Here is a 24,580-nt window from a genome sequence, read left to right on the forward strand (position 1 = left end):
GTGTCCGTCGAGCCGTCGATGTGCTCCTCAGCCCTGTTTGAGGTGCTGCTTCATGTCGTCAAGGCGGGTCAGGATCGGGAAGCCGTGCACGCTCAGCGCGTGGCCGTGGCCGGTCTGGTGGACGTCGAACACGGACTGGAGCGCGGCGTAGAAACCCTGGACGTCCAGGGTCTGGTTGACGGCCCGCTTGGCCTGGCGCAGCCCGAAGGCCGGCATCCTCGCGATCCGGGCCGCCAGCTCACGGGCGCAGTCGTCCAGCTCGCCGAGCGGGACGACCTTGTTGACCATGCCCGTCTGCTCCGCCTCGCGCGCGGTGAGCGGCCGGCCGGTGAACAGGATCTCCTTGGCCTTGCGCGGGCCCAGCTCCCAGGTGTGCCCGTGGTACTCGACCCCGCCGATGCCCATGTGCACCACCGGGTCGGAGAACTCGGCGTTCTCGGCGGCCACGATCAGGTCGCACGGCCAGCACAGCATCAGCCCGGCGGCGATGCACTTGCCCTGGACGGCCGCGATGGTGGGCTTGGGCACGTTGCGCCACTTCAGCGCGTACTCCAGATAGCGGCGAGTCTCCGCGTCGTAGATCCACTCCAGGGTGATCTCGCCGGGGCCGGGCCAGCGGTCCTTCAGGTCGTGTCCGGCGGAGAAGTGCCGGCCGTTGGCCCGCAGCACGACCACCCGGACCTCCTCGTCCCGGTCCGCACGGGTCCAGGCGGCGTCGAGGTCGTCGAGGAGGGCCATGGTCTGGGCGTTGGCGGCCTCGGGACGGTTGAGCGTGATGACGGCGACGCCGTCTTCGGCTTCGTACAGGATCTGTGCCATGACCGGCGTCCTAACGCGGTAGGCCGAGAAGGCGCTCGGCGATGATGTTGCGCTGGATCTCGCTGGTGCCGCCGGCGATGGTGCCGGCGAAGCTGCGCGCGTACCGCTCGAACCAGCTGGAGACGAAGGGCTCGTGGTTCATGTGGTGGCAGGGGCCGGTGCGCGCGGGATGCCGTAGCCCGTCGGGGCCGTGCGCCTCCAGGGCGTGCAGCGAGGCGGTCTGGACGGCTTCACTGCCGAGCAGCTTGAGCACGGAGATCTCGGCCGGGTTCCGGTCCGGGCCGAGCTGCCGGTAGCCGAGCAGCCGCAGCGCCGTCAGATCCATGAGGAGGGTGGCGTACCACTCCTGGTCGCCTCCGACGTCCGCGGCGTCGTCGACCAGGTTCTGGAGGCGTTCGGCGTACGACAGCCACAGCAGGGTGCGTTCGTGACCGAGGGAGCCGCCCGCCACCCGCCAGCCCTCGCCCAGCGGCCCGACCAGGTTCTCGCGGGGCACGCGGACGCCGGTGAGGAACACCTCGTTGAAGTCGTGGTCGTCCTCGGCGGCGATCGACCCGAAGGGCCGGCACTCGACGCCGTCGGTGGCGGTCGGGATCAGCAGCGCGCTGAGCCCCTGGTGCTTGGGGACGTCCGGGTCGGTGCGCACGAAGGTCAGCAGCACATCGGCGTCGTGGGCACCGGAGGTCCAGATCTTCTGCCCGTTCACCGTGAAGACGTCCCCGTCGAGGACGGCCCGGGTGCGCAGGGCGGCCAGGTCGGAGCCGGCCTCGGGTTCGCTCATGCCGAGCGCGGCGGTGATCTCGGCGCGCAGGATCGGCACGGCCCAGCGCCGCTTCTGCTCCTCGGTGCCGAAGGTGAGCAGGGAGGCGGCGACGATGCCGAGCCCCTGGGGGTTGAAACTGTGGTAGATCCGGCGGCGGGCCAGCTCCTCCAGGTGGGCGAGTTGCTGGGGCAGCGTGGCGTTCCGGCCGCCGTACTCGGGTGGCTGTCCGGGCAGCAGCCAGCCGGTCTCGAAGAGGGTGCGCTGCCAGCGGCGGGCCCACTCGGGGATGTGGCCGCTGGAGCGGGAGCGTTCACGGGCCTCCGCCTCGGTGGGCAGACGGGCGTCGAGGAAGGCGGAGAACTCCGCGCGGAAGGTCTCCACCTCGGGGTCGTCGGCGAGCTTCATGCGGTCAGCAGGGCCTTCCTGTGGGCGGACGCGGTGCCGAGCAGCAGGTCGCAGGCCTGGGCCCGCTTCAGGTGCAGTTGCAGTTCGTTCTCCCAGGTGAAGCCCATCGCGCCGAACGACTGCAGACCGTGCCGGACGACCAGGCGCTGGCACTCCCCCGCCGCCGCTTTGGCCATGCGTGCCGCCCGGCCGCGGCGCGGGTCGTCCTCGGCGATGGTCAGTGCGGAGAACTGGGTGAGGGCGCGGGCGCGTTCGATCGCCACGTGCATGTCGGCGGCCTTGTGCTTGACGGCCTGGAAGGAGCCGAGCGGCCGGTCGAACTGCGTGCGCTGCTTCACGTGCGCGAGAACGAGGTCGAGGATGCGGCGGCAGGCACCGACCGCGGTGGCCGCGAGACCCGCGAGGGCCAGGTCGGGGACGCCGGGGGTGAGGGGGCCCGCGTCGACGTGCGCCACGTGCAGATGCGGATCGAGGACGTCGACGCGCTCGGCGCCGATGCCCGCCCCGGGGACGACGGTGACGCCGTCGGGTGTGAGCAGGGCGACCTCGTCGGCGCGGTCGGCGTCCAGGACGTAGCGGCCGGTGCCGTCGAGGACGGCCGTGCCACTGCCCTCGGGGAGCCGGCCGGCCAGCGGCGCGAACCAGGTGGCGGTGGCCAGGAACGGGGTCGGGTCGGCCGCGTACCCCAGCTCCTCCAGGATGAGGACCAGCTCCAGCGGAGGCGCCTCCAGCCAGCCGAGCTTCCGGTACGTCTCCCACTGCCGGTCCACGGGCTGCGGCCGCACCTTGGCGACCGTCTCGCGCACCGTGCGGCGCAGCATCCGCTGCTCCTCGTCGAGTTCGAACTCCACGCCCACGGCCTCCGCTCTCCCGGTGGCTCCTCGTACGGCGCCACGCGGGCGAGAATAGCATTCTCGTTAAGAGCAAGTAAGAGTCTCGTTCGGCGCTGAGTGCGATTCGGTAGGGGGCACGCCACGTCTTTTCACATAAGTGGAGTACCGTTCTTCCATGAGAGTCGTCCCCGCCGAACCGGTCGAGTCCCCCGAGCCCGCCTGGCGGCAGCGCGCCGTCGAGCGTTCCACCCGGGCCGCGAAGCTGCGCGCCGAGCAGCGCGTGCAACGTTTCCTGGACGCGGCACAGGAACTCATCGCCGACAAGGGCACCACCGACTTCACCGTGCAGGAGGTCGTGGAGCGCTCCCGCCAGTCACTGCGCAGCTTCTACCAGCACTTCGACGGCAAGCACGAACTGCTGCTCGCCCTCTTCGAGGACGCCCTGTCCAAGTCGGCCGCCGAGATCCGGGAGAAGGCCGCGGCCGTGGCGGATCCGCTGGAGCGGCTCAAGGTCGCGGTGGAGCTGTTGTACGAGTCCTCCACGCCCCGCGAAGGGCAGCAGTCCCCCCTGTTCACCGACTTCGCGATCCAGCTACTGGTCAGCCACCCCGATCAGGTGGCCACCGCGCATCTGCCGCTGCTCACCTTGTTCACCGAGTTGGTGGAGGGCGCGGTCGAGTCCGGCCGGGCCGTCGCGCCCCGGCCGCGCCGCACCGCCTCCCTGATCATGCAGACGGCGATGTTCACGGCCCAGGCGCCTGCCGCCCCGGTCGGGGCGCAGCCCTCCCGGATCGGCGCGCAGGACGTGTGGGAGTTCTGCCTGGGCGGTATCACCGGGGCGGGCCCGGGAACCGGTGGCTCCACGACCCGGACCGGGAAGACCCCTGCCGCCAAGAAGACGGCGGCGAAGCGGACCACCGCCAAGAAGTCCGCCCCGGCCAGGCGCGCCGCACGCGGCACCGCCTGACACCCGCCGTCCGACGCGAAGGGTCCGCACTCGATGCGGGCCCTTTTCGCTTGCCGAGTCGACCCGTGCGCACCAACCCGCCATCCGCGCCGGACAGTTGACGGCACCTTTTGGTCTGACCTTTGATAGGTTCCACACATCGGCAGTCGGCAGAGGGGTTCCCCGCCGTGGATTTCGAGCTGACCGAGGACCAGGAGACGATCCGCAGGGCCGTGGCCGGTCTCCTGCGCGACTTCGACGACCGGTACTGGATGGAGAAGGACCGCGACCACGCCTTCCCAGAGGAGTTCTACGCCGCCGTCGCGGGCGGCGGCTGGCTCGGCATCACCGTCCCGGAGGCGTACGGCGGCCACGGCCTCGGCATCACCGAGGCCACGCTGCTGCTGGAGGAGGTGGCCCGTTCGGGGGGCGGGATGAACGCCGCCAGCGCCATCCACTTGTCGATCTTCGGCATGCATCCCGTCGTGGTCCACGGCTGCGAAGAGCTGAAGCGCCGTACGCTCCCCCGGATCGCCGACGGCGACCTGCACGTCTGCTTCGGGGTGACCGAGCCCGGCGCCGGTCTGGACACGACGAGCATCACGACGTACGCCCGCCGGAACGGCGACCACTACGTCGTCAGCGGCCGCAAGGTATGGATCTCCAAGGCGGTGGAGTCGGAGCAGATCCTGCTGCTGACCCGCACGTCCCGGCGTGACGAGGTGGCGAAGCCGACGGACGGCATGACGCTGTTCCTCACCGACCTCGACCGCGACCACGTCGACATCCGTCCGATCCCGAAGATGGGACGCAACGCCGTCACCTCGAACGAGTTGTTCATCGACGAACTGCGCGTCCCCGTCCGGGACCGGGTCGGCGAGGAGGGCCAGGGGTTCCGCTATCTGCTCGACGGGCTCAACCCCGAACGGATGCTGATCGCCGCCGAGGCACTGGGCATCGGCCGGGTGGCGCTGGACCGTGCGGTGACATACGGCCGCGACCGAGGGGTGTTCGGCCGCCCCATCGGCATGAACCAGGGCATCCAGTTCCCGCTGGCCGACTCACTCGCCCGGCTCGACGCGGCGGAGCTGGTGCTGCGCAAGGCGACCTGGCTGTACGACAACGGGCGCCCGTGCGGGCGGGAGGCGAACACCGCCAAGTACCTGTGCGCGGATGCCGGGTTCACCGCCGCCGACCGCGCCCTGCAGACCCACGGCGGCATGGGCTACTCCGAGGAGTACCCGGTGGCCCGCTTCTTCCGGGAGGCCCGGCTGATGCGGATCGCGCCGGTCAGCCAGGAGATGGTCCTGAACTATCTGGGCTCCCACACCCTGGGGCTCCCGCGCAGCTACTGAATCACCGGCATCCACGACCAGGAGCGAGAATGACCGACCGTACGGGACTGTTCGACCTCACGGGGCGCTCGGCGCTGGTCACCGGGGCCGCCGGCGGGATCGGCTCCGCGGTGGCGGGGGCGCTGGCCCGCGCCGGGGCCGCGGTGCTCGTCACCGACGTGGACGGCGACGCGGCGGCGGCCGTGGCCGAAAGGCTCACCACCTCGGGGCTCACCGCCGACAGCGCGGCGCTCGACGTGACGGACCGGAACGCCGCCGACCGCGCGGTGTCCCGGGCCGCCGCGCTCGCCGACGGTGCGCTGCACATCCTCGTGAACAACGCCGGAATCACCGCGCCCGCGATGTTCGACCAGTTGGAGGAGGACTCCGTCCGACGGCTGATCGAGATCCATGTGATGGGCGCCTTCCACTGCACCCAGGCGGCGCTGCCCCACCTGCCGACCGACGGGACCGGTCGGGTCATCAACGTCACGTCCTCGGCCGGCCTCACCGGCACCCTCGGCCAGGTGAACTACTCGGCGGCGAAGGCGGGCATCATCGGCCTCACCAAGTCGCTCGCCCGGGAACTGGCGCGCAGGCGCATCCTGGTCAACGCGCTGGCGCCGCTGGCCGCGACCCCGATGACGCAGACCATCCGCACCGACCCGAGGTTCGCGGAGCGCATGCTCGCCCGCATCCCGCTCGGCAGGTGGGCCGAACCGGACGAGGTCGCGGGGGCGTTCGTGTTCCTCGCCTCGGACGCCGCCTCGTTCGTCACCGGGCAGGTCCTGCCGGTGGACGGGGGCATGGTCATGTGACAGCTCCCGTCCCGGCTGTGTTGAATGGTCCAGCCGAAACACCGAACCGCCGAACCGCCGAACCGCCGAAAACAGGGACGCCCGACGAGAGGCCCGCACCGTGTCCAGCGCCGAACACACGCCGCCCGCGCCGCACTTCGGGACGCTCACCGTGCCGAAGGCGTCGGACGTGCTGGCGGCCGAGGTCCGGGAGCGCATCCTGTCCGGGGAGTTCCCCGAGGGCACTGCGCTGCCGCCGGAACGTCAGCTCGTGGAGCAGACGGGGCTCAGCCGGGCGACGGTGCGCGAGGCGCTGCGCACCCTGGAGGTCGAACGGCTGGTCGAGATCCGGCCGGGGCGCGGCGGCGGGGCCTTTGTGCAGCGTCCGGGACGCCAGTCCCTCGCCGACACGGTGCAGTTGGTGATCCGCGGGCAGCGCATCCGGCTGGAGGCGCTGCACGAGACCCGCGAGGCGATCGAGCCGGCGTGCGCGGCACTGGCGGCCAGGCGCCGCTCCGAGCAGGACCTGGCGGACCTGGACGCGGCTCACGCCGAACTGGTCGGGGCGGGCGAGGACGTGCCGCGGTTCCTGCGGGCCAACATCCGCTGGCACAACACCGTGGCGCGGGCCGGCGACAATGAACTGCTCATCGGGTTCCTCGCCGCGCTCTCGGAGTCGATCCACGCCTCCACGGACCTGGCACAGTTCTTGGACACGCGCATCCGCCGACTCACCGCCCGCGCCCACGCGCGGATCACGGAGGCGATCCGCGCGGGCGACGCGGAGGCGGCGCACCGACGGATGAGCCGCCATGTGTGCGGCTTCGCGCGGGCTGCCGTCGAGGTGGACGGGCGAGAGCTGGTGGACCTGCCGGCGGCCGAGGACTGATTCCCGCCCGACGGCGTCCCCGTGGCGGTCGGGGCCCGCGGCCCCGGTCGCGAGAATGGAATTCTCGTATTCCGGCAAGACCATTGACAGTATCGGTCTGACCTTTAATACCATCGCCGCATGAGCGACGTGAGCCCCGTCCTGACCGTGGCCGTCGACGGCGACGTCCGCGTCGTCACCCTGAACCGGCCCGAACGACTCAACGGTGTATCGGAGGAACTGCACCGCCGGCTGTCCGAGGTGTGGCGGGAGCTGGCGGAGGACCCCAAGGCCCGGGCCGTCGTCCTGACCGGGGCCGGACGGGCGTTCAGCGCCGGCGGCGACTTCGACCACCTGCTCCGCCACCCTCACGACCCGGAGCTGCGGGAGCGCTCGATCCGCCTCGACCGGACCATCCAGACGGAGATGATCCGCTTTCCCCTGCCCGTGGTCGCGGCGGTCAACGGACCGGCGGTCGGGCTCGGTTGCAGCCTGGCCCTCGGGTGCGACCTGGTCCTGATGGCTGAGGACGCCTACCTCGCCGACCCCCATGTGTCGGTGGGCCTGGTCGCGGGCGACGGCGGTGTGACGCTGTGGCCGCTGCTGACCAGCCTGCTGCGGGTCAAGGAGTACCTGTTCACCGGCGACCGCATCCCGGCGGCCACCGCCGTCGAGTTGGGGCTGGCCAACCGCACGGTCCCGGCCGGAAACCTGATGGACGACGCTCTCGCGCTCGCCCACCGGCTGGCCGCCCAGCCCGCGGAGGCACTGCGGGCCACCAAGGCGGCCCTGGCCGCCGTGGTGGAACAGGTGTCGCGAGGCGGCATGGAGGCCGCACTGCTGGCCGAACGGTCCACGATGACCAGCCCGGACCACATCCGGGTCATCACCGAGCTGGCCTCCCGCGCACACCGCCGCCCGGCCGCACCCGAGGAGGACTGAGCGTGCAGCCTAAGGAGTTCACCCTGGTCCGCGACGCGCTGCGGTCGTTCGCGGCCCGGCACCGCGTCGGCTGCGCCGACGAGATCGAACCGCGGACCCGCACCACCGCGCAGCGGGCGCTGGACGAACTGGGCCTCGGGGAACTGCGCCTGACCTCCCCGCCGGCCGCCACGGCGCAGGAGTGCGCGCTGCTCGCCGAGGAGCACGGCAGGCAGCCGCTGACGACCTCCCTGCTCGGCACCGCTCTCCTCGCCCCGGAACTGCTGCGCCTGCTCAAGAACCCGGCCACGGCGTCCCGGCCCACCATCGCCCTCGCCCGTGACCTGCGTTTTCCCGGTCCGTATCGGTCGCCGCTCGTCGCTTGGGACTGCGACGCGGCCGACGGCGCGCTCTGTGCCGAGCCCGACGGGACCGTGCGGCGGGCCGGCCTCGGCCCGCCCGTGCGGACCGCCGATCTGCTCCGCGGTGTGCGCGCGGTCCCGGGCGACGGCAGCGGGGAGGTCGTCGGACGGCTCGGCCCCGACGACCGGCGGCGCTGGCAGTCGTACGCCCTGGTCGTGGTGGCCGCCGAACTGGTCGGCGCGGCACGTGCGTTCGTGGAACTGAGCACGCAGTACGCCCGCGACCGCCGCCAGTACGGACGGCCGATCGGGTCCTTCCAGGCCGTACAGCACCTGCTCGCCGACGCCCGGGTCCTGGTGGATGCCTGCACCAGTGCCAGCCGGTACGCCGCCTGGTGCCTGGACCACGAGCCGCCGGATGCGGCGCTGACGGCCGCACGGGTCGCCAAGGCCGAGGTGAACACCTCGGCGGTCGAGGCGGTGTACGCGGGCATGCAGGTGTTCGGCGGCATCGCCCAGACCTGGGAGCACGTCGCCCACCTCTACCTGCGCCGGGTCCTCGTCGGGGCGCGGCTGCTGGCGACCACGGACGACCTGCTGCCGGTCCTGGCCGAGGGGGTCCCTTCCGTCGCGGCCGAGGACGCCCCGGCCGCCGCCGAACCGGAGGCGACGCGATGAGCGATCTGCCGCTGGACTTCGGCGACCCCGCCGACCTGGACCGCCTGCGCCGCGACTTCCGCGCCTGGCTCGCCGGTCACCCGCTCCCCGCACGCGGCGCCGACGAACCGGTCCCCGTCCACCTGCACCGCTGGCACCGCATGCTGCACTGCGGCGGCTGGGTCGGGCTCGACGTGCCGCTGGAGTACGGCGGACGCGGACTGACCGCCCTGCACCAGGTCGCAGTGAGCGACGAACTGGGGGCCAGGGGCGCGCCCGGAGTGCCCCGCATCGGCTATCTCGCGCACGCGCTGCTGGAGTTCGGCTCCGAGGAACAGCGCCGGCGTCTGTTGCCGCGGATGCTCGCGGGCGACGACGTCTGGTGCCAGGGCTTCAGCGAGCCGGGCGCCGGCTCGGACCTGGCCGGCCTGAGCACCCGCGCCGACCGCGGCGAATACGGCCACTACACCGTCAACGGCCAGAAACTGTGGACCAGTTACGCCCAGTACTCCGACCTGTGTCTGCTCCTGGCCCGCACCGATGTCACCGGGCCCGCGCACGCCTCCATCTCGGCGTTCGTCCTGCCCCTTGACCGCCCCGGTGTGACGGTGCGCCCGCTGCGCGCGGCGGGCGGCGACGACGAGTTCTGCGCACTGTTCCTCGATGATGTCCGTCTGACGGAGTCCGACCGCGTCGGTGCCGAAGGGGACGGCTGGGCGCTGGCCATGACCACCGTGGCGTACGAGCGCAACGCTCTGGACACCGGACACCTGTCGAAGTACGGGCTGCTGGTGGAGCGGCTGCGCCGCCGCGCGCGCGAGAGCCGTGGCAGCCTCCCCGACGGGCTGCTGTCGGACATCGGCCGGTGCGTGGTCGACTACCACGTCCTGGTCGCCCACTCCCGCCGCCGTACCGCCGAGCGGCTGGCCGGGCAGGCCGCGGGCCCGGAGTCCTCCGTCGACAAACTCCTGATGACCCGGGCCGAGCAGCGGCTGTACGAGACGGCGCTGAAGGTGTTCCCCGAGGAACTGTACGAGGACAGCGAGGAGGGCGGGGAGAGCGAGGAGGGCGGGGAGATCTTCAAGGACTACCTGTACTCCAGGGCCGCGTCCGTGTACGGCGGTACGTCCCAGATCCAGCGGAACATCATCGCCAAGCGGCTGCTGCGCCTCACCGCCGACGACCGTGGCTGAACGGAGTCCCGTCATGCGACACGACCTGGAGTTCCAGAGCATCCCGAACGTGGTCAGGGCCGCCGCGCGGCGGTTCGGTGACGCCACCGCACTCGTCGACGGGGACCGGCGCATCGGATTTCGCGAGCTGGAGGATCACATGGTCCGGGCCGTCGCCTCGGCGCAGGCCTTGGGCATCAACCCCGGTGACCGGGTCGGCCTGTGCGCGCCCAACTCGGTGGAGTGGATCGTGGCGGCCCTCGGCATCCAGGGAGCCGGAGGCATCGTCGTACCGCTCAACACCCGGTTCAAGGCGCGGGAACTCTCCTACATTCTGCGCAGGTCCGGGGCCAGAGCCCTGTTCGCCGCGGCGTCCTTCCTCGGCACCGACTACACGGCGGAGCTGAAACGGGCCGACCCGGACCTGCCCGCGCTCACCGCCACCGTGTCCCTGCTGGGGGCAAGCGATGCGGCCGACATGACGTGGGGAGACTTCCTCTCTCTGGGCACCGTGTCCTGCGCGGCGCACGAGGCCATCGACCGGCTCACACCGGACGACGTCAGCGATGTGATGTTCACCTCGGGGACCACCGGCCACCCCAAGGGCGTCATGCTCACCCACGGGCAGTCCTTGCGCGCCTACGGCTGGATGTCGGCGGAGTACGGCTTCCGTGCCTCGGACAGTTTCCTGGTCATCCCGCCGTTCTTCCACTGCTTCGGCTACAAGGCGGGCTGGCTCGCCTCGTTCCTGCACGGCGTGACGGTGATTCCGATGGCCGTCTTCGACGCGGGACGGGCGCTGGAGCTGATCGAGCGGGACCGGGTCAGCGTCCTGCTCGGCCCGCCCACCATCTTCCACGACCTGCTCCATCACCCCGGCCGCCCAGGCCGCGACCTGTCGTCCCTGCGGCTGTCCATGACGGGCGGCTCGACCATCCCGGAGTCCTTGATCCACGCCATGAAGAAGGACCTGTCCTTCGACATCGTGCTGAGCGCCTACGGGCTCACCGAGTCGGCCGCGCTGGTGACCACCACCCGCGTCGGCGACACCGAGGAGACCGTGGCCCGCACCACCGGGCGCCCCATCCCGGATGTCGAGGTCCGGCTCACCGACGCCTCGGGAGGAGAGGTGCCGCCGGGCCGGGACGGGGAGATCCGGGTACGCGGCTACAACGTCACCCGCGGCTACTGGGACGACCCGGAAGCCACCGCGGCGGCGATCGACGGCGACGGCTGGCTGCACACCGGCGACATCGGGCGCCTCGACGCGGCGGGCAACCTCGTGATCGTCGACCGCAAGAAGGAGATGTACATCGTCGGCGGCTTCAACGCCTACCCGGCCGAGATCGAGAAGCTGCTGCTCGGCTGCGAGCGCATCGCACAGGTCGCGGTCGTCGGCGTACCCGACACGCGCATGGGCGAGGTGGGCTGCGCCTTCGTCGTAGCCGCGCCGGGCGCCCGACTCACCGAGGAGGATGTCGTGGCGTGGGCGCGGGACCACATGGCCAACTTCAAGGTGCCCCGGCATGTGCGGTTCGTGGACGCGCTGCCGCGCAACGCCGGCCTCAAGGTCCTCAAGGACGATCTGCGCGCCCGGTACCAGGACGGTGAGCGCTGATGGCGGGGCCGCTGTCCGGCGTCACCGTGGTGGCGCTGGAACAAGCCGTGTCGGCACCGATGTGCACCCGTGCCCTCGGTGACTTCGGCGCCCGCGTGATCAAGGTGGAGACCCCCCGGGGAGGAGACTTCGCACGGCACTACGACGACGTGGTGCGCGGCCTCGCGGCCCACTTCGTCTGGGTCAACCGGGGCAAGGAGTCGGTCGCGCTCGACCTCAAGTCCGACCCCGGGCTCGCCGTGCTGCACCGGCTGCTGGACCGCGCCGACGTGCTGGTCTCCAACCTCGCTCCCGGCACCACCGCGAAGCTGGGCCTGTCCCCCGCCGACCTGGAGGTCCGCCACCCGGAGGTGATCGCCGTGGAGATCGACGGGTACGGCCCCGGCGGCCCCCTGTCCCACAAACGGGCCTACGACCTGCTCGTCCAGGCCGAGTCGGGGGCGTGTGCGGTGACCGGACACCCGGGTGCGCCCGCCAAGCCGGGTCCGCCGGTGGCCGACGTGTGCAGCGGCCTGTACGCGGCGCTCTCCGTCCTCGCCCTGCTGCACGGCAAGGTACGGGGGCGGGCCGCCGCCTCGGTCGCGGTGAGCATGTTCGACACGATGACGGAGCTGATGGGCTACCCGCTGACCTACACCCGGCACTCCGGTGTCGAGCAGCAACCGCTCGGCATGGGCTCGCCCGCCGTCGCCCCGTACGGCGCCTACCCCACCGCCGACGGGCACACCGTGGTCCTCGGCACCACCAACGACCGCGAGTGGCAGCGTCTGGCGAGGAATGTGCTCGGCCGGCCGGACCTGGCGGACGACGAGCGGTTCGCCACGAACGCCGCACGGGTGGAGCACCGTGCCGTCCTGGACGCCGAGATCGCCGCCTGGTGCGCGCGGCACGACCTGCGCGTGGTGCAGGAGCGCGCGGACGCCACCGGGATCGGCAACTCCCGCTTCAACACGCAGGCCGATGTGCTGGCGCACCCGCAGCTGGCCGCCCGCGACCGCTGGCGGGAGATCGAGACCCCGGGCGGTCCGGTGCGTGCGCTGCTCCCGCCCCCCGTCATCGCCGGATACGAGCCGCCGATGGGGGCGGTGCCCGCGCTGGGCGCGCACACGGACGCCGTACTCGGCGAACTCGGTATGACCCGCGCCGAGATCGGCGCGCTGCGCGAGCAGGGGATCGTGCGGTGACCGTCCTCCTCACCGATGACGCCGGCGGCGTACGGACCCTGACCCTGAACCGCCCGCACCGCAAGAACGCCCTCGACGCCGCGCTGTGGGCGGCGCTGCGCGACGCCCTCGTCGAGACCGGCCGTGACCGCTCGGTCCGGGTGCTGGTCCTCACCGGCGCGGGCGGCGCCTTCTGCTCCGGCGCGGACATCTCCCAGGGGGTGAGCGCCGCCCATCCCCTGTACCGGATGCGGACGCTGACCGAGGTCACTCTGCTGCTGCACGAGCTGCCCGTCCCCACGATCGCCCAGGTGACCGGCGTGGCGGTGGGCGCGGGCTGGAATCTGGCCCTCGGCTGCGATCTGGTCGTCGCCACCCCCGAGGCACGGTTCTCGCAGATCTTCGCGCGGCGCGCACTGTCCCTGGACTGCGGCGGCTCCTGGCTGCTGCCGAAGCTGGTCGGACTCCAGCAGGCCAAGAGGCTCGCCCTGCTGGCCGACGTGATCGACGCCGAGAAGGCACGGATGCTGAACCTGGTGACCTGGGTCGTGGCGGCCGACAAGGTGGACGCCTTTGTGAGGGACCTGGCCGCGCGGCTGGTGGCCGGCCCTCCGGTGGCCCTGGCACAGACCAAGGCTCTGCTCAACGAGAACGCGGACCGCACGCTGCGGGACGCGCTGGCGAGTGAGGCGCGGGCCCAGTCGGTGAACTTCGCCGGCGGCGACGTCCCGGAGGCGTACGCGGCGTTCGCCGACAAGAGGGATCCGCGCTTCACCGGCGGCTGGGCGGTGCCCCGGCGAACGGAGGACGACGACGCATGACAAGGGAAGCGGTGATCGTGGCCGCGGTCCGTACCGCCGTCGGCAGACGCGGCGGCGGGCTGGCCGGCATGCATCCGGCCGGCCTGTCGGCGGCCGTGCTCAATGCGCTCGTCGAGCGCACGGGGATCGATCCGGAGATCGTCGACGACGTGATCTGGGGATGCGTGTCCCAGACCGGCGACCAGTCCGGCAACATCGGCCGCTACGCGGTGCTGGCGGCGGGCTGGCCCGAGAGCGTCCCCGGGACCACGGTCAACCGGGCCTGCGGATCGAGCCAGCAGGCACTGGAGTTCGCGGTGCAGGCAGTGCTGTCCGGGCGGCACGACGTGGTCGTGGCGGGCGGGGTCGAGGTGATGAGCCGGGTGCCGCTGGGTTCGGCCAAGGCGGGCGGAGTGCCCTACGGCCCCGAAGTCCTCGCCCGCTACCGGGGCTTCTCCTTCAACCAGGGCCTCTCCGCCGAGAGGATCGCGCAGAAGTGGGGCCTGACGCGGGCCCGGCTCGACGCGTATGCCGCCCGGTCGCACGAGCGGGCGGCCGCCGCGCAGGACGGCGGGGCCTTCGACGAGCAGATCGTGCCGGTGGCCGGGGTCGCGGCGGACGAGGGGATCCGCCGGGGCACCGGCGTGCAGACCCTGGCGGGCCTCAAGCCGTCCTTCCTGGACGGCGGAGTGATCCATGCCGGCAACGCCTCGCAGATCTCCGACGGCGCGGCGGCACTCCTTGTCACCACCCCGGACAGGGCGGCGGAGTTGGGGCTGCCGCCGCTGGTGCGGCACCGGGCGGGGGCGGTGGTCGGCTCCGACCCGGTGCTGATGCTCACCGGGCCTGTCCCGGCGACCGAGAAGGTCCTGCGGCAGGCGGGGGTGGGGCTTTCGGAGGTGGGGGTCTTCGAGGTGAACGAGGCCTTCGCTCCGGTCCCGCTGGCCTGGCTCGCCGAGACCGGCGCGGACCCGGAACGGCTGAACCCGCTCGGCGGGGCGATCGCGCTCGGCCATCCGCTGGGCGCCTCGGGGGCCGTCCTGATGACGCGCCTGATCCACCACATGCGCGCACGGGGGATCCGCTACGGCCTGCAGACCATGTGCGAGGGCGGCGGCACCGCGAACGCGACCCTCGTCGAACTCATCGACTGAAAGCGGTGGTTGCCGTGCGACGGGATCTGTTCACCGCCGACCACGAGGCGTTCCGTGCGCTGGTGCGGGACGTCGTGGCGAAGGAAGTGGTGCCGCACTACACCGCGTGGGAGGAGGCGGGGCGGCTGCCCCGGGCGTTCTTCGAACGCCTCGGGTCCCTGGGTGTGTTGGGCGTGGCGATCCCGCAGAGGTACGGCGGGGGCGGGCAGAGCGACTACCGGTACAACGTCGTCCTCCAGGAGGAGGCGGCCCGCGGCCTGGTCACCCTGGGCACCGTCCGCACCCAACTCGACGTCGTGCTGCCGTACTTCCTCGCCTACGCGGACGACGAGCAGTGCGAGCGCTGGTTCCCCGGCCTGGCCTCCGGCCGGCTGCTGACGGCGATCGCGATGACCGAGCCCGGCACCGGCTCCGACCTCGCCGGCATCCGCACGACCGCCGTGCGCGACGGGGACCGCTACGTCCTGCGCGGCGCCAAGACCTTCATCACGGGCGGGCTGCTCGCCGACCTGGTGATCGTGGTGGCACGCACCTTTACCGACCCGGACGACCGCCGGGCGGGGCTCACCCTGCTGGTCGTGGAGGACGGTATGCCGGGGTTCACCCGCGGCCGGGTGCTGGACAAGATGGGCATCAAGGCGCAGGACACCGTGGAACTGTCCTTCGACGACGTCCGGGTGCCCGTCACCAACCGGCTCGGTGAGGAGGGCCGGGCCTTCGAGTACCTCGGGCACAACCTGCCCCAGGAGCGGATGACCGTCGCGGTCGGCTCGGTCGCGCAGGCCCGTGCCGCGCTCGACGCGACGATCGCGTACGTCAAGGAGCGCAGGGTGTTCGGGACGCCGGTCGCCTCCTTCCAGAACACCAAGTTCGAACTCGCCGCCGTGGCCGCCGAGGTCGAGGCGGCGCAGACCATGCTCGACAGAGCGGTCCTGGAGCTGGTCGAGGGCCGGCTGTCCGGGGCGGACGCGGCGAAGGTCAAGCTGTTCTGCACCGAGACGCAGGCGCGCGCCGTGGACCGGTGCCTCCAACTCTTCGGCGGATACGGCTACATGCTGGAGTACCCGATCGCCCGCCTGTACGCGGACGCGCGCATCACCCGCATCTACGGCGGGACCAGTGAGGTCATGAAGGTCATCATCGCCAAGTCCCTGGGGCTGTGAGACATGTCCGTGAACGACTTCGCCCACCGGCCGGGCGTCGCCCTTGTCGCGGGCGGCACCGGCGGCATCGGAGCGGCCGTCGTCCGGCTCCTCGCACAGCGTGGCAGCACCGTCGCCTTCACCTATCGCTCCGCCAAGGAGGCTGCGGCCACCCTCGCCGACGAAGTGCGGGCGTACGGCCGCCGCGCCGGCACTCTGCGCGTGGACCTCACCGACGAGGAGGCCGCAGCGCGGGCCGTCACCGAACTCGCCACGGCAGGCGGCGGCCTGCACACCCTTGTCTACGCGGCCGGACCGCACGTACCCATGACGCATCTCAGCAAGGTGACACCCGGTCAGTACCGTGCGCAGCTCGAAGCCGACGCGGTGGCGTTCTTCAACCTCGTCCATCCCGCGCTGCCGTTGCTGCGGGAGAGCCGGGGCAATGTGGTCGCCGTGACGACGGTCGCCACCCGCCGCTTCCCGGTCCGCGACGGGCTGTCGTCGGGCACCAAGGGGGCCGTCGAGGCGGTCGCGCGGGCCCTGGCCGCCGAGGAGGGCCGCTACGGAGTCCGCGTCAACTGTGTCGCTCCCGGCATGCTCACGGACGGCATCGCGGGCCGGCTCGTCAGCACCGGTGAACTCTCCGCGGAAGCCCTCGACATCACCCGGCGCAACATCCCGCTCCGCCGCTTCGGACGGGCCGAGGACATCGCGGAGGCGGTCGCGTTCCTCGCCTCCGACCGGGCCGGGTTCATCACCGGGCAGGCGCTGGGGGTGGACGGCGGCTACAGCGTGTGAACCGCGGTCCGGGTCATGGGACGACCGGTCGGCCGCCGACGTAGGCGGCCCGCACCACGTCGGCGGACAGCGCGTCCAGCGCCTCGTGCAGCGGCACGTGCAGCAGGCACAGGTCCGCCTCCGCGCCGACGGTCAGGCTGCGGACCCGGCCGGGACGTCGGGGCGAGCCCAGGAAGAGCCGCAGGGCCGCCCGCGGTGTGACGCCCTCCCCGTCGTGGCGTGCCACGGCGGCCCGCATGGCCGCCCAGGGGTCATGGGTGCCGTACGGCGCGTCGGTTCCGGCGGCCACGGGGACGCCCGCCTCGGCCAGGCTCCGGCAGCGGTAGAGGTGCGGGCGGTCGTCGACGTGGACGTCGGTGGCATACGTGTCACCCCGCTCGACCGGGAAGTGCGGCTGGGTGATCACCGTCACGCCGAGTCGCCGCAGCCACGGCACGGTCTCCGCCGGGATCACGGCACCATGCTCGATCCGGTCCCCCTCGGCCGGGCCCGCCTCCTGAAGTGCGAGCAGCGTCACGATCAGCTGTACCCGGGTGACGCAGTGCACGGCGACCGGCCGGGGCCGTAGGCCGGCCACGGTGGCGGCCAGATCCGCGGGGGTGGGCAGAACCGGATCGTCGAGCATCAGTTTCACCGGCGGGTCGACGCCCATGACGACGAGCCGCTGGGGCAGCACGGACAGCATCTGCCCGAGACCCGCGGCGGGGTACGGGTCGGCGTTGGTGAAGCCGGTGACGCCGAGCCGCGCGGCCCGCCGTCCGAGCCCGGCCAGGTCGAGCGGCACGGGCGGCACGAAGGACCGCAGCCGCTCGTCCCCCCGCCAGAAACACCCGTCGCCACCGCCGCTGTCCAGCCCGGCCGCCCACAGGGCGGCGCTGTTGAGGATCCACAGGGCACCGGTGCGGTGCTGCACCCGGACCGGCCGGTCGGGCACGATCGCGTCCAGCGCCCACCGGTCCAGGTCCCCGGCGACGCTCTCGTGGTAGCCGGTGGCCCGCACCCACTGCCCCGGTGCCCCGGCCCGCAGCGCCGCCGCCATGCCGTCGCGTCCGCCCACGTCGGCGGGGCCGACCCGCACCGAGGATGCCTCGGCCGCCAGCGCCGCGAGGTGGATGTGGTGGTCGTGCAGGCCCGGCAGCAGCGCCCCGCCGCGCCCGTCGACATCGGCAGGGCCCGCCAGGCGCGGCCCGACCGCGGCGATCCGGCCGCCCGTGACACGCACGTCCACCCGGCCTCGGCCCTCGATCTCCACGTCCCTGATCAGCACGGCCGTACCGGGTCCGCCGAGAGGGAGGCCGCGCAGGCGGCCATGGACACGCACAGCAGTTCCCCGCCTCCCCGGTCGACGGCGCGGGCGACGGCGTGGGCGGCGTACAGGCCGGTGACGGGGTCGGCGAGCGCGTCGCCGAGGAACACCGGGTCGCTGTGGGCGTCGCGGCCGGTCAGGCCGCCGGCGACCGCGGCGTCGTCGCCGAAGGCGATGCGGTCGTCGGCGCGGCCGTACCCGGTGATGCCGAGCCAGATCCGGCCGGGGCGTGCGGCCAGGAACTCCTCGGCACGCACCCCGAGGCGGCGCAGTGCCCTCGGCCGTGACGCCTCGATCACGATGTCGGCGTCGGCGACCGTGGCGGCCAGGGCCCCTGAGGCGAAGTCGAGCACCAGGCTCTCGTGTCCCTCGTGCAGCCAGTGGTAGAAGGCCGGAGACCCGAAGCGGGCCCCGTCGGGCCGCGTCGCGCTCTCCACCTTCGTCACATGCGCCCCCGCCAGCCCAAGCAACCGTGCGCACAGGGGCCCCGCCCACAGCGCGGACAGGTCGACGACCCGCAGGCCGGCGAGCGTGCGCGGCCGGGGTGCCCCGTGGCGCTCGGCCCGTACGGGACCGCGGTCGCCGCGGGCCGAGCCGAGCGCCGCGGCGGCGATGCCCAGCAGCTGGGCGCTGCGGGCCAGTTCGACCGCCGTGGTGCGCCGTGCGGCCGTTGGCAGGTCCGCGTGGGGTGCGCCGAGGAGCGCGAGCAGGGCGGGAAGGGACGCGTGGTCGTCGGCACGTGCCAGGTTGACCGCGCTCCAGCCGTCGGAGGTCGCGAGGAGGCGGCACGAGCCGCCCGCCGACGACCTGCCGGGCGGGGCGTACCCGGCGAGCCGGGCGCGCAGGAACAGCGTGGTGGGCAGGTCGACGGTGACTCCGGTCAGCCCCGAGAAGTCGTCCACGACGGCGGAGAGCGGGCCCAGGCGGGGCTCGACCGTGGCCATCCACTCATCGAGAGTGTCATTCTTCATTACGTGAACACCCTTCTCCCGACGGTGCGGCAAGATTACACTCCGCTGCCCATGGAGCCGCCCTTTCTCTTGGTCGATCTGGACCGTGCGGCGCCCGCCACGCCCGGAGGCCAGCGGGTGCGGGTCGCCGTGGCGGCCGAACCGCGCCCGGTGGACGGGGAGTTCGACGTGCTCATCACGGCCGCCCCCGACCCGCCGCGCCCTTGGGTGCCGTCCGCGGATCCGTACACCACCGCACATCAGCTCCAGGAGACCGTCACCCGGCGGCCCGACGCCTGTCTCGCGCTCGTCCAGGTGCTCCGTCTGGGTCCCGCTCTCGCGCCGTCCGACCGGCTGATCGTCGAATCCCTCGCCTACTCCGCCTTGCAGGCCGGCGCGGCGTTCCGGGCCTGGCTGGCCTCGGCGCCCGCCCGCGCTCCCCGTCCCGCCGCCCGGCCCGTCCGGCTCCGCCGCGACGGCGCCCGGCTCACCGTCACCCTGGACCGGCCCTGGGTGCGCAACGCCTTCGACGCGGCCACGCGGGACGCGCTGTGCGAGGCGCTGGAGGTGGCCGTGGCGGACCCGACGATCGCCCGGGTGGACCTGTACGGCAGCGGTCCCGACTTCTGTAGCGGGGGCGACCTCGCCGAGTTCGGCACGGCGCGTGATCCGGCCGCGGCCCATCGGGTGCGCGTGCACCGCAGCCCGGCCGCGCTGCTCCAGGACTGCGCGGCCAAGGTGACCGCCCACCTGCACGGCGCCTGTGTGGGGGCGGGCATCGAACTGGCGGCGTTCGCGGGGCGGGTCACGGCCGCGCCGGACACGGTGATCCGGCTGCCGGAGATCGGCATGGGGCTGATCCCCGGTGCGGGTGGGACGGCGAGCCTCCCGGTCCGCATCGGACGGGAGCGCACCGCGTATCTGGCCCTGACCGGTGCTCCCTTGACGGCCTTGGAAGCACAGCGCTGGGGGCTGGTCGACGAGATCGACGCAGGGCCGGGCCGGCCTCGCGCTGCCCGGATCGACGCAGGCGACTAGCAATCCCGAGTCACGAGAATTAGATTCCCCCCATCGAGAACAAAATCACCGTCCATGTTGCCGTCGCACCCTGAAGGAGGCGGGCCAGTGGCGCGCTACGACGAGCCGTCCGACGATATCGATGCGATCGACTTCTTCCGCAACGACGCACTGCTGGCCGACCCCTACCCCTACTTCGAGGCTCTGCGCGCGCGGTGCCCCGTGCACCGCGAGCCCCACCACGGCGTGGTCATGGTGACGGGATACGACGAAGCGGTCGAGGTGTTCCAGGACTCCCGGACGTTCTCCTCGTGCGTGTCGGTGACCGGGCCCTTTCCCGGCTTCCCGGTACCGCTCGCGGGGGACGACGTGAGCGACCTCATCGAGCGGCACCGCGAGGAACTCCCGATGAGCGACCAGTTGCCGACACTCGACCCGCCCGTGCACACCGCGCATCGCGGGCTGCTGATGCGGCTGATCACTCCCAAGCGTCTCAAGCAGAACGAGTCGGCCGTCTGGGAGATCGCCGACCGTTTGCTGGACACCTTCCTGGCCCGCGAAGAGGGCGAGTTCATCGGCGAGTTCGCGGGCCCCTTCACACTTCTCGTCATCGCCGATCTGCTCGGCGTGCCCGAGGAGGACCGGGAGGAGTTCCTGACCCGGCTCCAGCGCCGGCCTCGGGCCGGCGGTGCGATCGGCAGCACCGGCGACGACACGCTCGCGCACGCGCCGCTGGAGTTCCTGTACGGGCGGTTCGCAAACTACATCGAGGACCGGCGCCGCGAACCCCGCGACGACGTACTGACCGGCCTCGCCACCGCCACGTTCCCCGACGGGTCCCTGCCCGAGGTCGCCGACGCGGTCCGGGTGGCCGCCAATCTCTTCTCCGCCGGGCAGGAGACCACCGTCCGTCTGCTCAGCTCCGCTCTCATGGTGATCGCCGAACGGCCCGACATCCAGGAACGGCTGCGCGGCGAACGCGACCTCGTCCCCAACTTCGTGGAGGAGACGCTGCGTACGGAAAGTCCGGTCAAAGGCGACTTCCGCCTCTCCCGCGTCCCCACCACGGTCGGCGGAGTCGCCGTCCCGGCCGGCAGCACGCTCATGGTGGTCAACGGAGCGGCCAACCGCGACCCGGGCCGCTTCGAGAACCCCGCCGTCTTCGACCCCGCCCGCCCGAACGCCCGGCACCACATCTCCTTCGGCCGCGGCATCCACACCTGCCCCGGCGCACCGCTCGCACGGGCCGAGGCGCGGGTGGCCGTCGAGCGCCTGCTGGACCGCACGACGGACATCAGGATCTCCGAGCGCGTGCACGGCCCCGCGGACGCGCGCCGCTACCGGTACCTGCCGACGTACATGCTGCGGGGCCTGACCCGCCTCCACCTGGAGTTCACTCGGGCCGAGGAAAGCACACGATGAGGGCCGCCGTCGACGAGGACCGCTGCCGCGGACACGGCGTCTGCTCCACTGTCTGCCCCGAGGTCTTCGACCTGAGCGAGGACGGGTACGCCGTCGTGCTGCTCCCGGACGTCCCGACGGAGTTCGAGTCGGCGGCACGCACCGCGGCGGCGAACTGTCCGGAGCGCGCCATCGCGGTGGACTGAGACGGCCCGCACAACGGGGACGCACCTGTCGACATCGACATGCGCTTCCCTGTGCCCGTCGACCGGATGGGCGCCGTCTCCCCCGGTTACACCGCCCACCGGGCCGTCAACGCCGTGCCCGCCGTCTGCGCCGCGGCCCCCGGCATCCGTACGACCCCGGAACTGCCCCCGTTCACCGCGGCGCTCGCCTGATCGCCGATGGTTTCCCGGTGACCGAGGCGGTGTGGGAGGCGTTCGCCGCGGGGCAGCCCGGCAGGCCGGCTTCACCCGCGTCTATTCCCTCACCGCGGGCGGCCTCTCCTGAGTGTCCGCGGGCAGCGGGGTGTCGGCGCGGTCCGAGCCGAGCAGCACGGACAAGGCCTCCCGCACGATCGGCGGGTAGCGTTCCGCCTCGTGGTCGACCAGCCACAGCTGATGGACGCCCTCCATCAGGGCGAGCACGGCGGCAGCGGCGGTCGGCGCGCTCAGTCCGCTCGGCAGCCGCTCCCCGTACCGCCCCGCCAGGTATGTGGTGAGGAGGTCCTGGAGGCTGCGGCAGCGTTCACGGACGTATCCGGCGGCCGGCTCCTGGCCGGTGACCGCCTCGGCCAGGACCACGCTGTGCACCCGCGCGAACGACGGGTGCTCCTGCTCGAAGGCGATGGCTTCGGCGAGGTCGGCGGCCCAGTCGCTGTCCGCCGGGCGGTCGGCCAGGTGCTCCCGGTTGAGCCGCTCCCGGAAGGCGAGGAGTTCCAGCAGCAGCCGCTTCTTGCTCGGGAAGTAATGCAGGACACCCTGCCGGGTCAGGCCGGCGCGCTCGGCGACCGCATCGATCGAAGCGCCCTTCACACCGCGTGCGGCGAACACCTCCAGCGCCGCTTCCAGGACCTGCTCACGCCGCGTCGACATCACGTCTCGCCCCTTCCTCCGCCGGACAGGTGCCCGCTCACAGTAACTGCCGCACTACCGATGAGGACCCCTCCTGCGCGGGGCTTCACGCGCGACAGCGAGTGAGAATATGATTCTCAAATAAGGAAGGGGAGTTTCCATGATCGAATCGAAGGCCCTGAGCCCGTCGCTCGGGGTGGAGTTCACCGGAGTGACCGACCCCCTCAACGGCGCCTTCCTCCACCGCTGCGTCGAGGCGCTGACATGGCGGGGTGTGCTCCTGGTCCGTGGACTGCACCTGGACGACGAGCAGCAGTTGGCGTTCAGCCGCTCGCTCGGCGACGTCGTCACACTGCGCGGCCAGGAGATCTTCCCGATCTCCGTCAACCCTGCCAAGAGCCGCACCGCCAAGTACCTCAAGGGCGCCTTCCACTGGCACCTCGACGGCACCAGCGACGACGTACCGATCAAGGCGGCCACGCTCACCGCCCGGCACGTGGCCACGGTCGGCGGCGGCACGGAGTTCGCCAGCACCTACGCGGCGTACGACAACCTGCCGGACAAGGACCGCGAACGCTACGAGAACCTGCGCGTGGTGCACAGCTTCGAAGCCTCCCAGCGCCTGGTGAACCCGCATCCGACACAGAAGGAACTGGCGGGCTGGCGAACCGTGCCCAGCCACGAGATGGCTCTGGTGTGGCACCGCCGGGACGGCCGCCGCTCGCTGGTGACGGGCGCGACCGCGGACCACGTCGTCGGAATGGACCCCGCTGAGAGCCGCGCCCTGCTGGACGAGTTGCTGGAGTGGACGACACAGGAGCGCTTCCGCTATGCCCACGGCTGGGCGGTCGGCGACCTGGTGGTGTGGGACAACACCGGCATCCTGCACCGGGCGCTGCCGTACGCCGAGGACTCCGAGCGGCTGCTGCACCGTACGACCATCGTCGGCGACGAGGCGTTCGCATGAGGACCGCCGTGGTCACGGGCGGGGCGTCCGGGATCGGCCGGGCGATCGCGCGCCGGCTCGCCGCGGACGGCATGCGGGTCGCCGTGCTCGACCTGGCCCCCGCCGAGTACGGTCTGACCCTCACGGCCGACGTCACCGACCGCGGCCAGGTCGACAAGGCGATGGACGCGGTGCGCGAGCGCCTCGGTCCGATCCACGTCCTGGTCAACGCGGCGGGCAAGGACGGCTTCACCCGTTTCGCCGATCTGGACTTCCGGGACTGGCAACGGGTCCTCGACATCAATCTCAACGGGGTGTTCCACTGTGTGCAGTCGGCGCTTCCGGACATGGCCGAGGCCCGCTGGGGCCGGATCGTGAACATCTCCTCGTCCAGCACGCACTCCGGCCAGCCGTTCATGGCGCACTACGTCGCCGCCAAGTCCGCGGTGAACGGCCTGACCAAGTCACTCGCACTGGAACTCGGCCCGAAGGGCATCACCGTCAACGCGATCCCGCCCGGATTCGTGGACACGCCGATGCTGCGCACCGCCGAGCGCAACCAGCGGCTCGGCGGCACCATCGAGGAGCACATCGCGCGCACCCCGGTGCGCCGGGTGGGCCGGCCGGAGGACATCGCGGCGGCCTGTGCGTTCCTGGTCGGCGAGGAAGCCGGCTATGTCACCGGCCAGATCATCGGTGTGAACGGAGGACGCAACACATGACGCGACTGTCCCCGGTTCCCTACGACGAGTGGGACCCCGACGCCCTGCGCCCCCTCACGGGCGGGCGCACTGTCCCTCCGTCCAACGCCCTCGGTCTGCTGCTGAACCATCCGCGCCTGGCGAAGACGTTCCTGACTTTCAGTACACAACTGGCGTACCGCAGCACACTGCCGGCGAAGACGCGCGAGCTGACGGTCCTCAGGACCGCATGGCGGCACCGCTGCCGGTACGAGTGGGCGCACCACGTACTGACGGCTCGTCAGGCAGGCGTGAGCGAGGAAGAGTTGGACCAGGTGCGTCGTGGCACGGGCACCCTGGTCAATCGGGCCGTGGACGAACTCACCGCCACGTCCGCTCTCTCCGACGCGACCTATGCCGAACTCGCGAAGGAACTCGACGAACGGCAGTTGATGGACTTCGTGTTCACGGTCGGCACATACGCTCTGCTGGCCATGGTCTACAACGCCTTCGGGGTGGAGCCCGATCCGGGCATGGACGACGGGGGGATGAGCCGCTGAGAGAATCACGTTCTCGCCAAGAGAAACTCGGAGTCTTGCTTCTCGCGGAGCGCGATGCGGTAGGGAGACGGTCCTCGCTTTTCACATGCGTG

General features: G+C 72.1%; 26 protein-coding genes. 20 read left to right on the plus strand and 6 right to left on the minus strand.

The annotated features are described in order from the left end of the window. Window positions 1-27 precede the first annotated feature (27 nt). The 3 genes from ACFYTE_RS18480 to ACFYTE_RS18490 are packed head-to-tail and all read right to left on the minus strand — an operon-like array spanning window position 28 to window position 2,844. Entirely contained in the window at window positions 28-819 is a 792-nt protein-coding gene (locus ACFYTE_RS18480; protein WP_388710988.1) for an enoyl-CoA hydratase, read from the minus strand. Window positions 820-829: 10 nt separating this feature from the next. Then, on the minus strand, window positions 830-1,987 hold the full coding sequence (locus ACFYTE_RS18485) for an acyl-CoA dehydrogenase family protein (protein WP_388710991.1): 1,158 nt from the start codon (window positions 1,985-1,987) through the stop codon (window positions 830-832). After that, complete coding sequence (locus tag ACFYTE_RS18490) at window positions 1,984-2,844, minus strand: acyl-CoA dehydrogenase family protein (protein WP_388710994.1); 861 nt, start codon at window positions 2,842-2,844, stop codon at window positions 1,984-1,986. The genes ACFYTE_RS18485 and ACFYTE_RS18490 overlap by 4 nt, the downstream gene beginning before the upstream one ends. A gap of 151 nt (window positions 2,845-2,995) precedes the next feature. Between ACFYTE_RS18490 and ACFYTE_RS18495 the strand changes: the two genes are divergently transcribed. From ACFYTE_RS18495 to ACFYTE_RS18555, 13 genes are all read left to right on the plus strand, one after another. Beyond that, complete coding sequence (locus ACFYTE_RS18495; protein WP_388710997.1) at window positions 2,996-3,787, plus strand: TetR/AcrR family transcriptional regulator; 792 nt, start codon at window positions 2,996-2,998, stop codon at window positions 3,785-3,787. 167 nt (window positions 3,788-3,954) lie between these two features. Further along, the gene (locus tag ACFYTE_RS18500) at window positions 3,955-5,121 is read left to right on the plus strand and encodes an acyl-CoA dehydrogenase family protein (RefSeq protein ID WP_388711000.1); all 1,167 of its coding nucleotides are present in this window, start codon (window positions 3,955-3,957) and stop codon (window positions 5,119-5,121) included. 29 nt (window positions 5,122-5,150) lie between these two features. Then, on the plus strand, window positions 5,151-5,918 hold the full coding sequence (locus tag ACFYTE_RS18505) for an SDR family oxidoreductase (RefSeq protein WP_388711003.1): 768 nt from the start codon (window positions 5,151-5,153) through the stop codon (window positions 5,916-5,918). Between the two features lie 100 nt (window positions 5,919-6,018). Next, window positions 6,019-6,786 carry a FadR/GntR family transcriptional regulator gene (locus ACFYTE_RS18510; protein ID WP_388711006.1) on the plus strand — a complete coding sequence of 256 codons (768 nt, stop codon included), beginning with the start codon at window positions 6,019-6,021 and terminating at the stop codon, window positions 6,784-6,786. A 120-nt stretch (window positions 6,787-6,906) separates the two neighbouring features. After that, on the plus strand, window positions 6,907-7,707 hold the full coding sequence (locus ACFYTE_RS18515; protein WP_388711009.1) for an enoyl-CoA hydratase/isomerase family protein: 801 nt from the start codon (window positions 6,907-6,909) through the stop codon (window positions 7,705-7,707). A gap of 2 nt (window positions 7,708-7,709) precedes the next feature. Then, window positions 7,710-8,726 (plus strand): acyl-CoA dehydrogenase family protein, encoded by a 1,017-nt coding sequence (locus ACFYTE_RS18520; RefSeq protein WP_388711012.1) that lies wholly within the window; start codon window positions 7,710-7,712, stop codon window positions 8,724-8,726. Further along, the gene (locus tag ACFYTE_RS18525) at window positions 8,723-9,898 is read left to right on the plus strand and encodes an acyl-CoA dehydrogenase family protein (protein ID WP_388711015.1); all 1,176 of its coding nucleotides are present in this window, start codon (window positions 8,723-8,725) and stop codon (window positions 9,896-9,898) included. The genes ACFYTE_RS18520 and ACFYTE_RS18525 overlap by 4 nt, the downstream gene beginning before the upstream one ends. 13 nt (window positions 9,899-9,911) lie before the next feature. Continuing rightward, on the plus strand, window positions 9,912-11,495 hold the full coding sequence (locus ACFYTE_RS18530; protein ID WP_388711018.1) for a FadD3 family acyl-CoA ligase: 1,584 nt from the start codon (window positions 9,912-9,914) through the stop codon (window positions 11,493-11,495). Next, entirely contained in the window at window positions 11,495-12,679 is a 1,185-nt protein-coding gene (locus tag ACFYTE_RS18535; protein ID WP_388711021.1) for a CaiB/BaiF CoA transferase family protein, read from the plus strand. The genes ACFYTE_RS18530 and ACFYTE_RS18535 overlap by 1 nt, the downstream gene beginning before the upstream one ends. After that, window positions 12,676-13,479 carry an enoyl-CoA hydratase/isomerase family protein gene (locus ACFYTE_RS18540; RefSeq protein ID WP_388711024.1) on the plus strand — a complete coding sequence of 268 codons (804 nt, stop codon included), beginning with the start codon at window positions 12,676-12,678 and terminating at the stop codon, window positions 13,477-13,479. The genes ACFYTE_RS18535 and ACFYTE_RS18540 overlap by 4 nt, the downstream gene beginning before the upstream one ends. Further along, window positions 13,476-14,612 (plus strand): thiolase family protein, encoded by a 1,137-nt coding sequence (locus ACFYTE_RS18545; RefSeq protein WP_388711027.1) that lies wholly within the window; start codon window positions 13,476-13,478, stop codon window positions 14,610-14,612. The genes ACFYTE_RS18540 and ACFYTE_RS18545 overlap by 4 nt, the downstream gene beginning before the upstream one ends. 14 nt (window positions 14,613-14,626) lie before the next feature. Next, window positions 14,627-15,775, plus strand: a complete 1,149-nt coding sequence (locus tag ACFYTE_RS18550; protein ID WP_388711030.1) for an acyl-CoA dehydrogenase family protein — start codon at window positions 14,627-14,629, stop codon at window positions 15,773-15,775. 3 nt (window positions 15,776-15,778) lie between these two features. Next, window positions 15,779-16,555 (plus strand): SDR family NAD(P)-dependent oxidoreductase, encoded by a 777-nt coding sequence (locus tag ACFYTE_RS18555; protein WP_388711032.1) that lies wholly within the window; start codon window positions 15,779-15,781, stop codon window positions 16,553-16,555. 13 nt (window positions 16,556-16,568) lie between these two features. Here ACFYTE_RS18555 and ACFYTE_RS18560 read toward each other — a convergent pair whose 3' ends face one another. Together ACFYTE_RS18560 and ACFYTE_RS18565 are read right to left on the minus strand one after the other, a co-directional pair. Beyond that, window positions 16,569-17,822 (minus strand): amidohydrolase family protein, encoded by a 1,254-nt coding sequence (locus tag ACFYTE_RS18560; protein ID WP_388711035.1) that lies wholly within the window; start codon window positions 17,820-17,822, stop codon window positions 16,569-16,571. Next, window positions 17,816-18,832, minus strand: coding sequence for a CoA transferase (locus tag ACFYTE_RS18565; RefSeq protein ID WP_388711038.1), 1,017 nt, complete (start codon window positions 18,830-18,832; stop codon window positions 17,816-17,818). The genes ACFYTE_RS18560 and ACFYTE_RS18565 overlap by 7 nt, the downstream gene beginning before the upstream one ends. Before the next feature lie 3 nt (window positions 18,833-18,835). Between ACFYTE_RS18565 and ACFYTE_RS18570 the strand changes: the two genes are divergently transcribed. The 4 genes from ACFYTE_RS18570 (at window position 18,836) to ACFYTE_RS18585 (ending at window position 21,627) form a co-directional block, all read left to right on the plus strand. Continuing rightward, window positions 18,836-19,849: an enoyl-CoA hydratase/isomerase family protein gene (locus ACFYTE_RS18570; protein ID WP_388711041.1), complete on the plus strand. Its 1,014-nt coding sequence runs from the start codon at window positions 18,836-18,838 to the stop codon at window positions 19,847-19,849. Between the two features lie 87 nt (window positions 19,850-19,936). Then, window positions 19,937-21,250, plus strand: coding sequence for a cytochrome P450 (locus ACFYTE_RS18575; protein ID WP_388711044.1), 1,314 nt, complete (start codon window positions 19,937-19,939; stop codon window positions 21,248-21,250). Further along, complete coding sequence (locus ACFYTE_RS18580; RefSeq protein ID WP_388711047.1) at window positions 21,247-21,435, plus strand: ferredoxin; 189 nt, start codon at window positions 21,247-21,249, stop codon at window positions 21,433-21,435. Before ACFYTE_RS18575 ends, ACFYTE_RS18580 begins: the two co-directional genes overlap by 4 nt. A 39-nt stretch (window positions 21,436-21,474) precedes the next feature. Further along, window positions 21,475-21,627, plus strand: coding sequence for a hypothetical protein (locus ACFYTE_RS18585; protein WP_388711050.1), 153 nt, complete (start codon window positions 21,475-21,477; stop codon window positions 21,625-21,627). Window positions 21,628-21,708: 81 nt separating this feature from the next. Here ACFYTE_RS18585 and ACFYTE_RS18590 read toward each other — a convergent pair whose 3' ends face one another. Then, entirely contained in the window at window positions 21,709-22,323 is a 615-nt protein-coding gene (locus ACFYTE_RS18590; protein ID WP_388711053.1) for a TetR/AcrR family transcriptional regulator, read from the minus strand. 139 nt (window positions 22,324-22,462) lie between these two features. Between ACFYTE_RS18590 and ACFYTE_RS18595 the strand changes: the two genes are divergently transcribed. The 3 genes from ACFYTE_RS18595 to ACFYTE_RS18605 are packed head-to-tail and all read left to right on the plus strand — an operon-like array spanning window position 22,463 to window position 24,488. After that, window positions 22,463-23,269 carry a TauD/TfdA dioxygenase family protein gene (locus ACFYTE_RS18595; protein WP_388711056.1) on the plus strand — a complete coding sequence of 269 codons (807 nt, stop codon included), beginning with the start codon at window positions 22,463-22,465 and terminating at the stop codon, window positions 23,267-23,269. After that, window positions 23,266-23,970 carry an SDR family NAD(P)-dependent oxidoreductase gene (locus tag ACFYTE_RS18600; protein ID WP_388711059.1) on the plus strand — a complete coding sequence of 235 codons (705 nt, stop codon included), beginning with the start codon at window positions 23,266-23,268 and terminating at the stop codon, window positions 23,968-23,970. Before ACFYTE_RS18595 ends, ACFYTE_RS18600 begins: the two co-directional genes overlap by 4 nt. After that, window positions 23,967-24,488, plus strand: coding sequence for a carboxymuconolactone decarboxylase family protein (locus tag ACFYTE_RS18605; RefSeq protein WP_388711062.1), 522 nt, complete (start codon window positions 23,967-23,969; stop codon window positions 24,486-24,488). Before ACFYTE_RS18600 ends, ACFYTE_RS18605 begins: the two co-directional genes overlap by 4 nt. The last annotated feature ends 92 nt before the right edge of the window (window positions 24,489-24,580 follow it).

This window comes from Streptomyces sp. NPDC004629 (assembly GCF_042873595.1).
Classification (GTDB): domain Bacteria; phylum Actinomycetota; class Actinomycetes; order Streptomycetales; family Streptomycetaceae; genus Streptomyces.

What these genes read in the sequence shown, in the direction of transcription:
- ACFYTE_RS18480 (WP_388710988.1), bottom strand. Translation starts at nt 819, where the DNA reads ATGGCACAGATCCTGTACGAAGCCGAAGACGGCGTCGCCGTCATCACG.
- ACFYTE_RS18485 (WP_388710991.1), bottom strand. Translation starts at nt 1,987, where the DNA reads ATGAAGCTCGCCGACGACCCCGAGGTGGAGACCTTCCGCGCGGAGTTC.
- ACFYTE_RS18495 (WP_388710997.1), top strand. Translation starts at nt 2,996, where the DNA reads ATGAGAGTCGTCCCCGCCGAACCGGTCGAGTCCCCCGAGCCCGCCTGG.
- ACFYTE_RS18505 (WP_388711003.1), top strand. Translation starts at nt 5,151, where the DNA reads ATGACCGACCGTACGGGACTGTTCGACCTCACGGGGCGCTCGGCGCTG.
- ACFYTE_RS18515 (WP_388711009.1), top strand. Translation starts at nt 6,907, where the DNA reads ATGAGCGACGTGAGCCCCGTCCTGACCGTGGCCGTCGACGGCGACGTC.
- ACFYTE_RS18525 (WP_388711015.1), top strand. Translation starts at nt 8,723, where the DNA reads ATGAGCGATCTGCCGCTGGACTTCGGCGACCCCGCCGACCTGGACCGC.
- ACFYTE_RS18530 (WP_388711018.1), top strand. Translation starts at nt 9,912, where the DNA reads ATGCGACACGACCTGGAGTTCCAGAGCATCCCGAACGTGGTCAGGGCC.
- ACFYTE_RS18535 (WP_388711021.1), top strand. Translation starts at nt 11,495, where the DNA reads ATGGCGGGGCCGCTGTCCGGCGTCACCGTGGTGGCGCTGGAACAAGCC.
- ACFYTE_RS18545 (WP_388711027.1), top strand. Translation starts at nt 13,476, where the DNA reads ATGACAAGGGAAGCGGTGATCGTGGCCGCGGTCCGTACCGCCGTCGGC.
- ACFYTE_RS18555 (WP_388711032.1), top strand. Translation starts at nt 15,779, where the DNA reads ATGTCCGTGAACGACTTCGCCCACCGGCCGGGCGTCGCCCTTGTCGCG.
- ACFYTE_RS18565 (WP_388711038.1), bottom strand. Translation starts at nt 18,832, where the DNA reads ATGAAGAATGACACTCTCGATGAGTGGATGGCCACGGTCGAGCCCCGC.
- ACFYTE_RS18580 (WP_388711047.1), top strand. Translation starts at nt 21,247, where the DNA reads ATGAGGGCCGCCGTCGACGAGGACCGCTGCCGCGGACACGGCGTCTGC.
- ACFYTE_RS18585 (WP_388711050.1), top strand. Translation starts at nt 21,475, where the DNA reads ATGCGCTTCCCTGTGCCCGTCGACCGGATGGGCGCCGTCTCCCCCGGT.
- ACFYTE_RS18590 (WP_388711053.1), bottom strand. Translation starts at nt 22,323, where the DNA reads ATGTCGACGCGGCGTGAGCAGGTCCTGGAAGCGGCGCTGGAGGTGTTC.
- ACFYTE_RS18595 (WP_388711056.1), top strand. Translation starts at nt 22,463, where the DNA reads ATGATCGAATCGAAGGCCCTGAGCCCGTCGCTCGGGGTGGAGTTCACC.
- ACFYTE_RS18600 (WP_388711059.1), top strand. Translation starts at nt 23,266, where the DNA reads ATGAGGACCGCCGTGGTCACGGGCGGGGCGTCCGGGATCGGCCGGGCG.
- ACFYTE_RS18605 (WP_388711062.1), top strand. Translation starts at nt 23,967, where the DNA reads ATGACGCGACTGTCCCCGGTTCCCTACGACGAGTGGGACCCCGACGCC.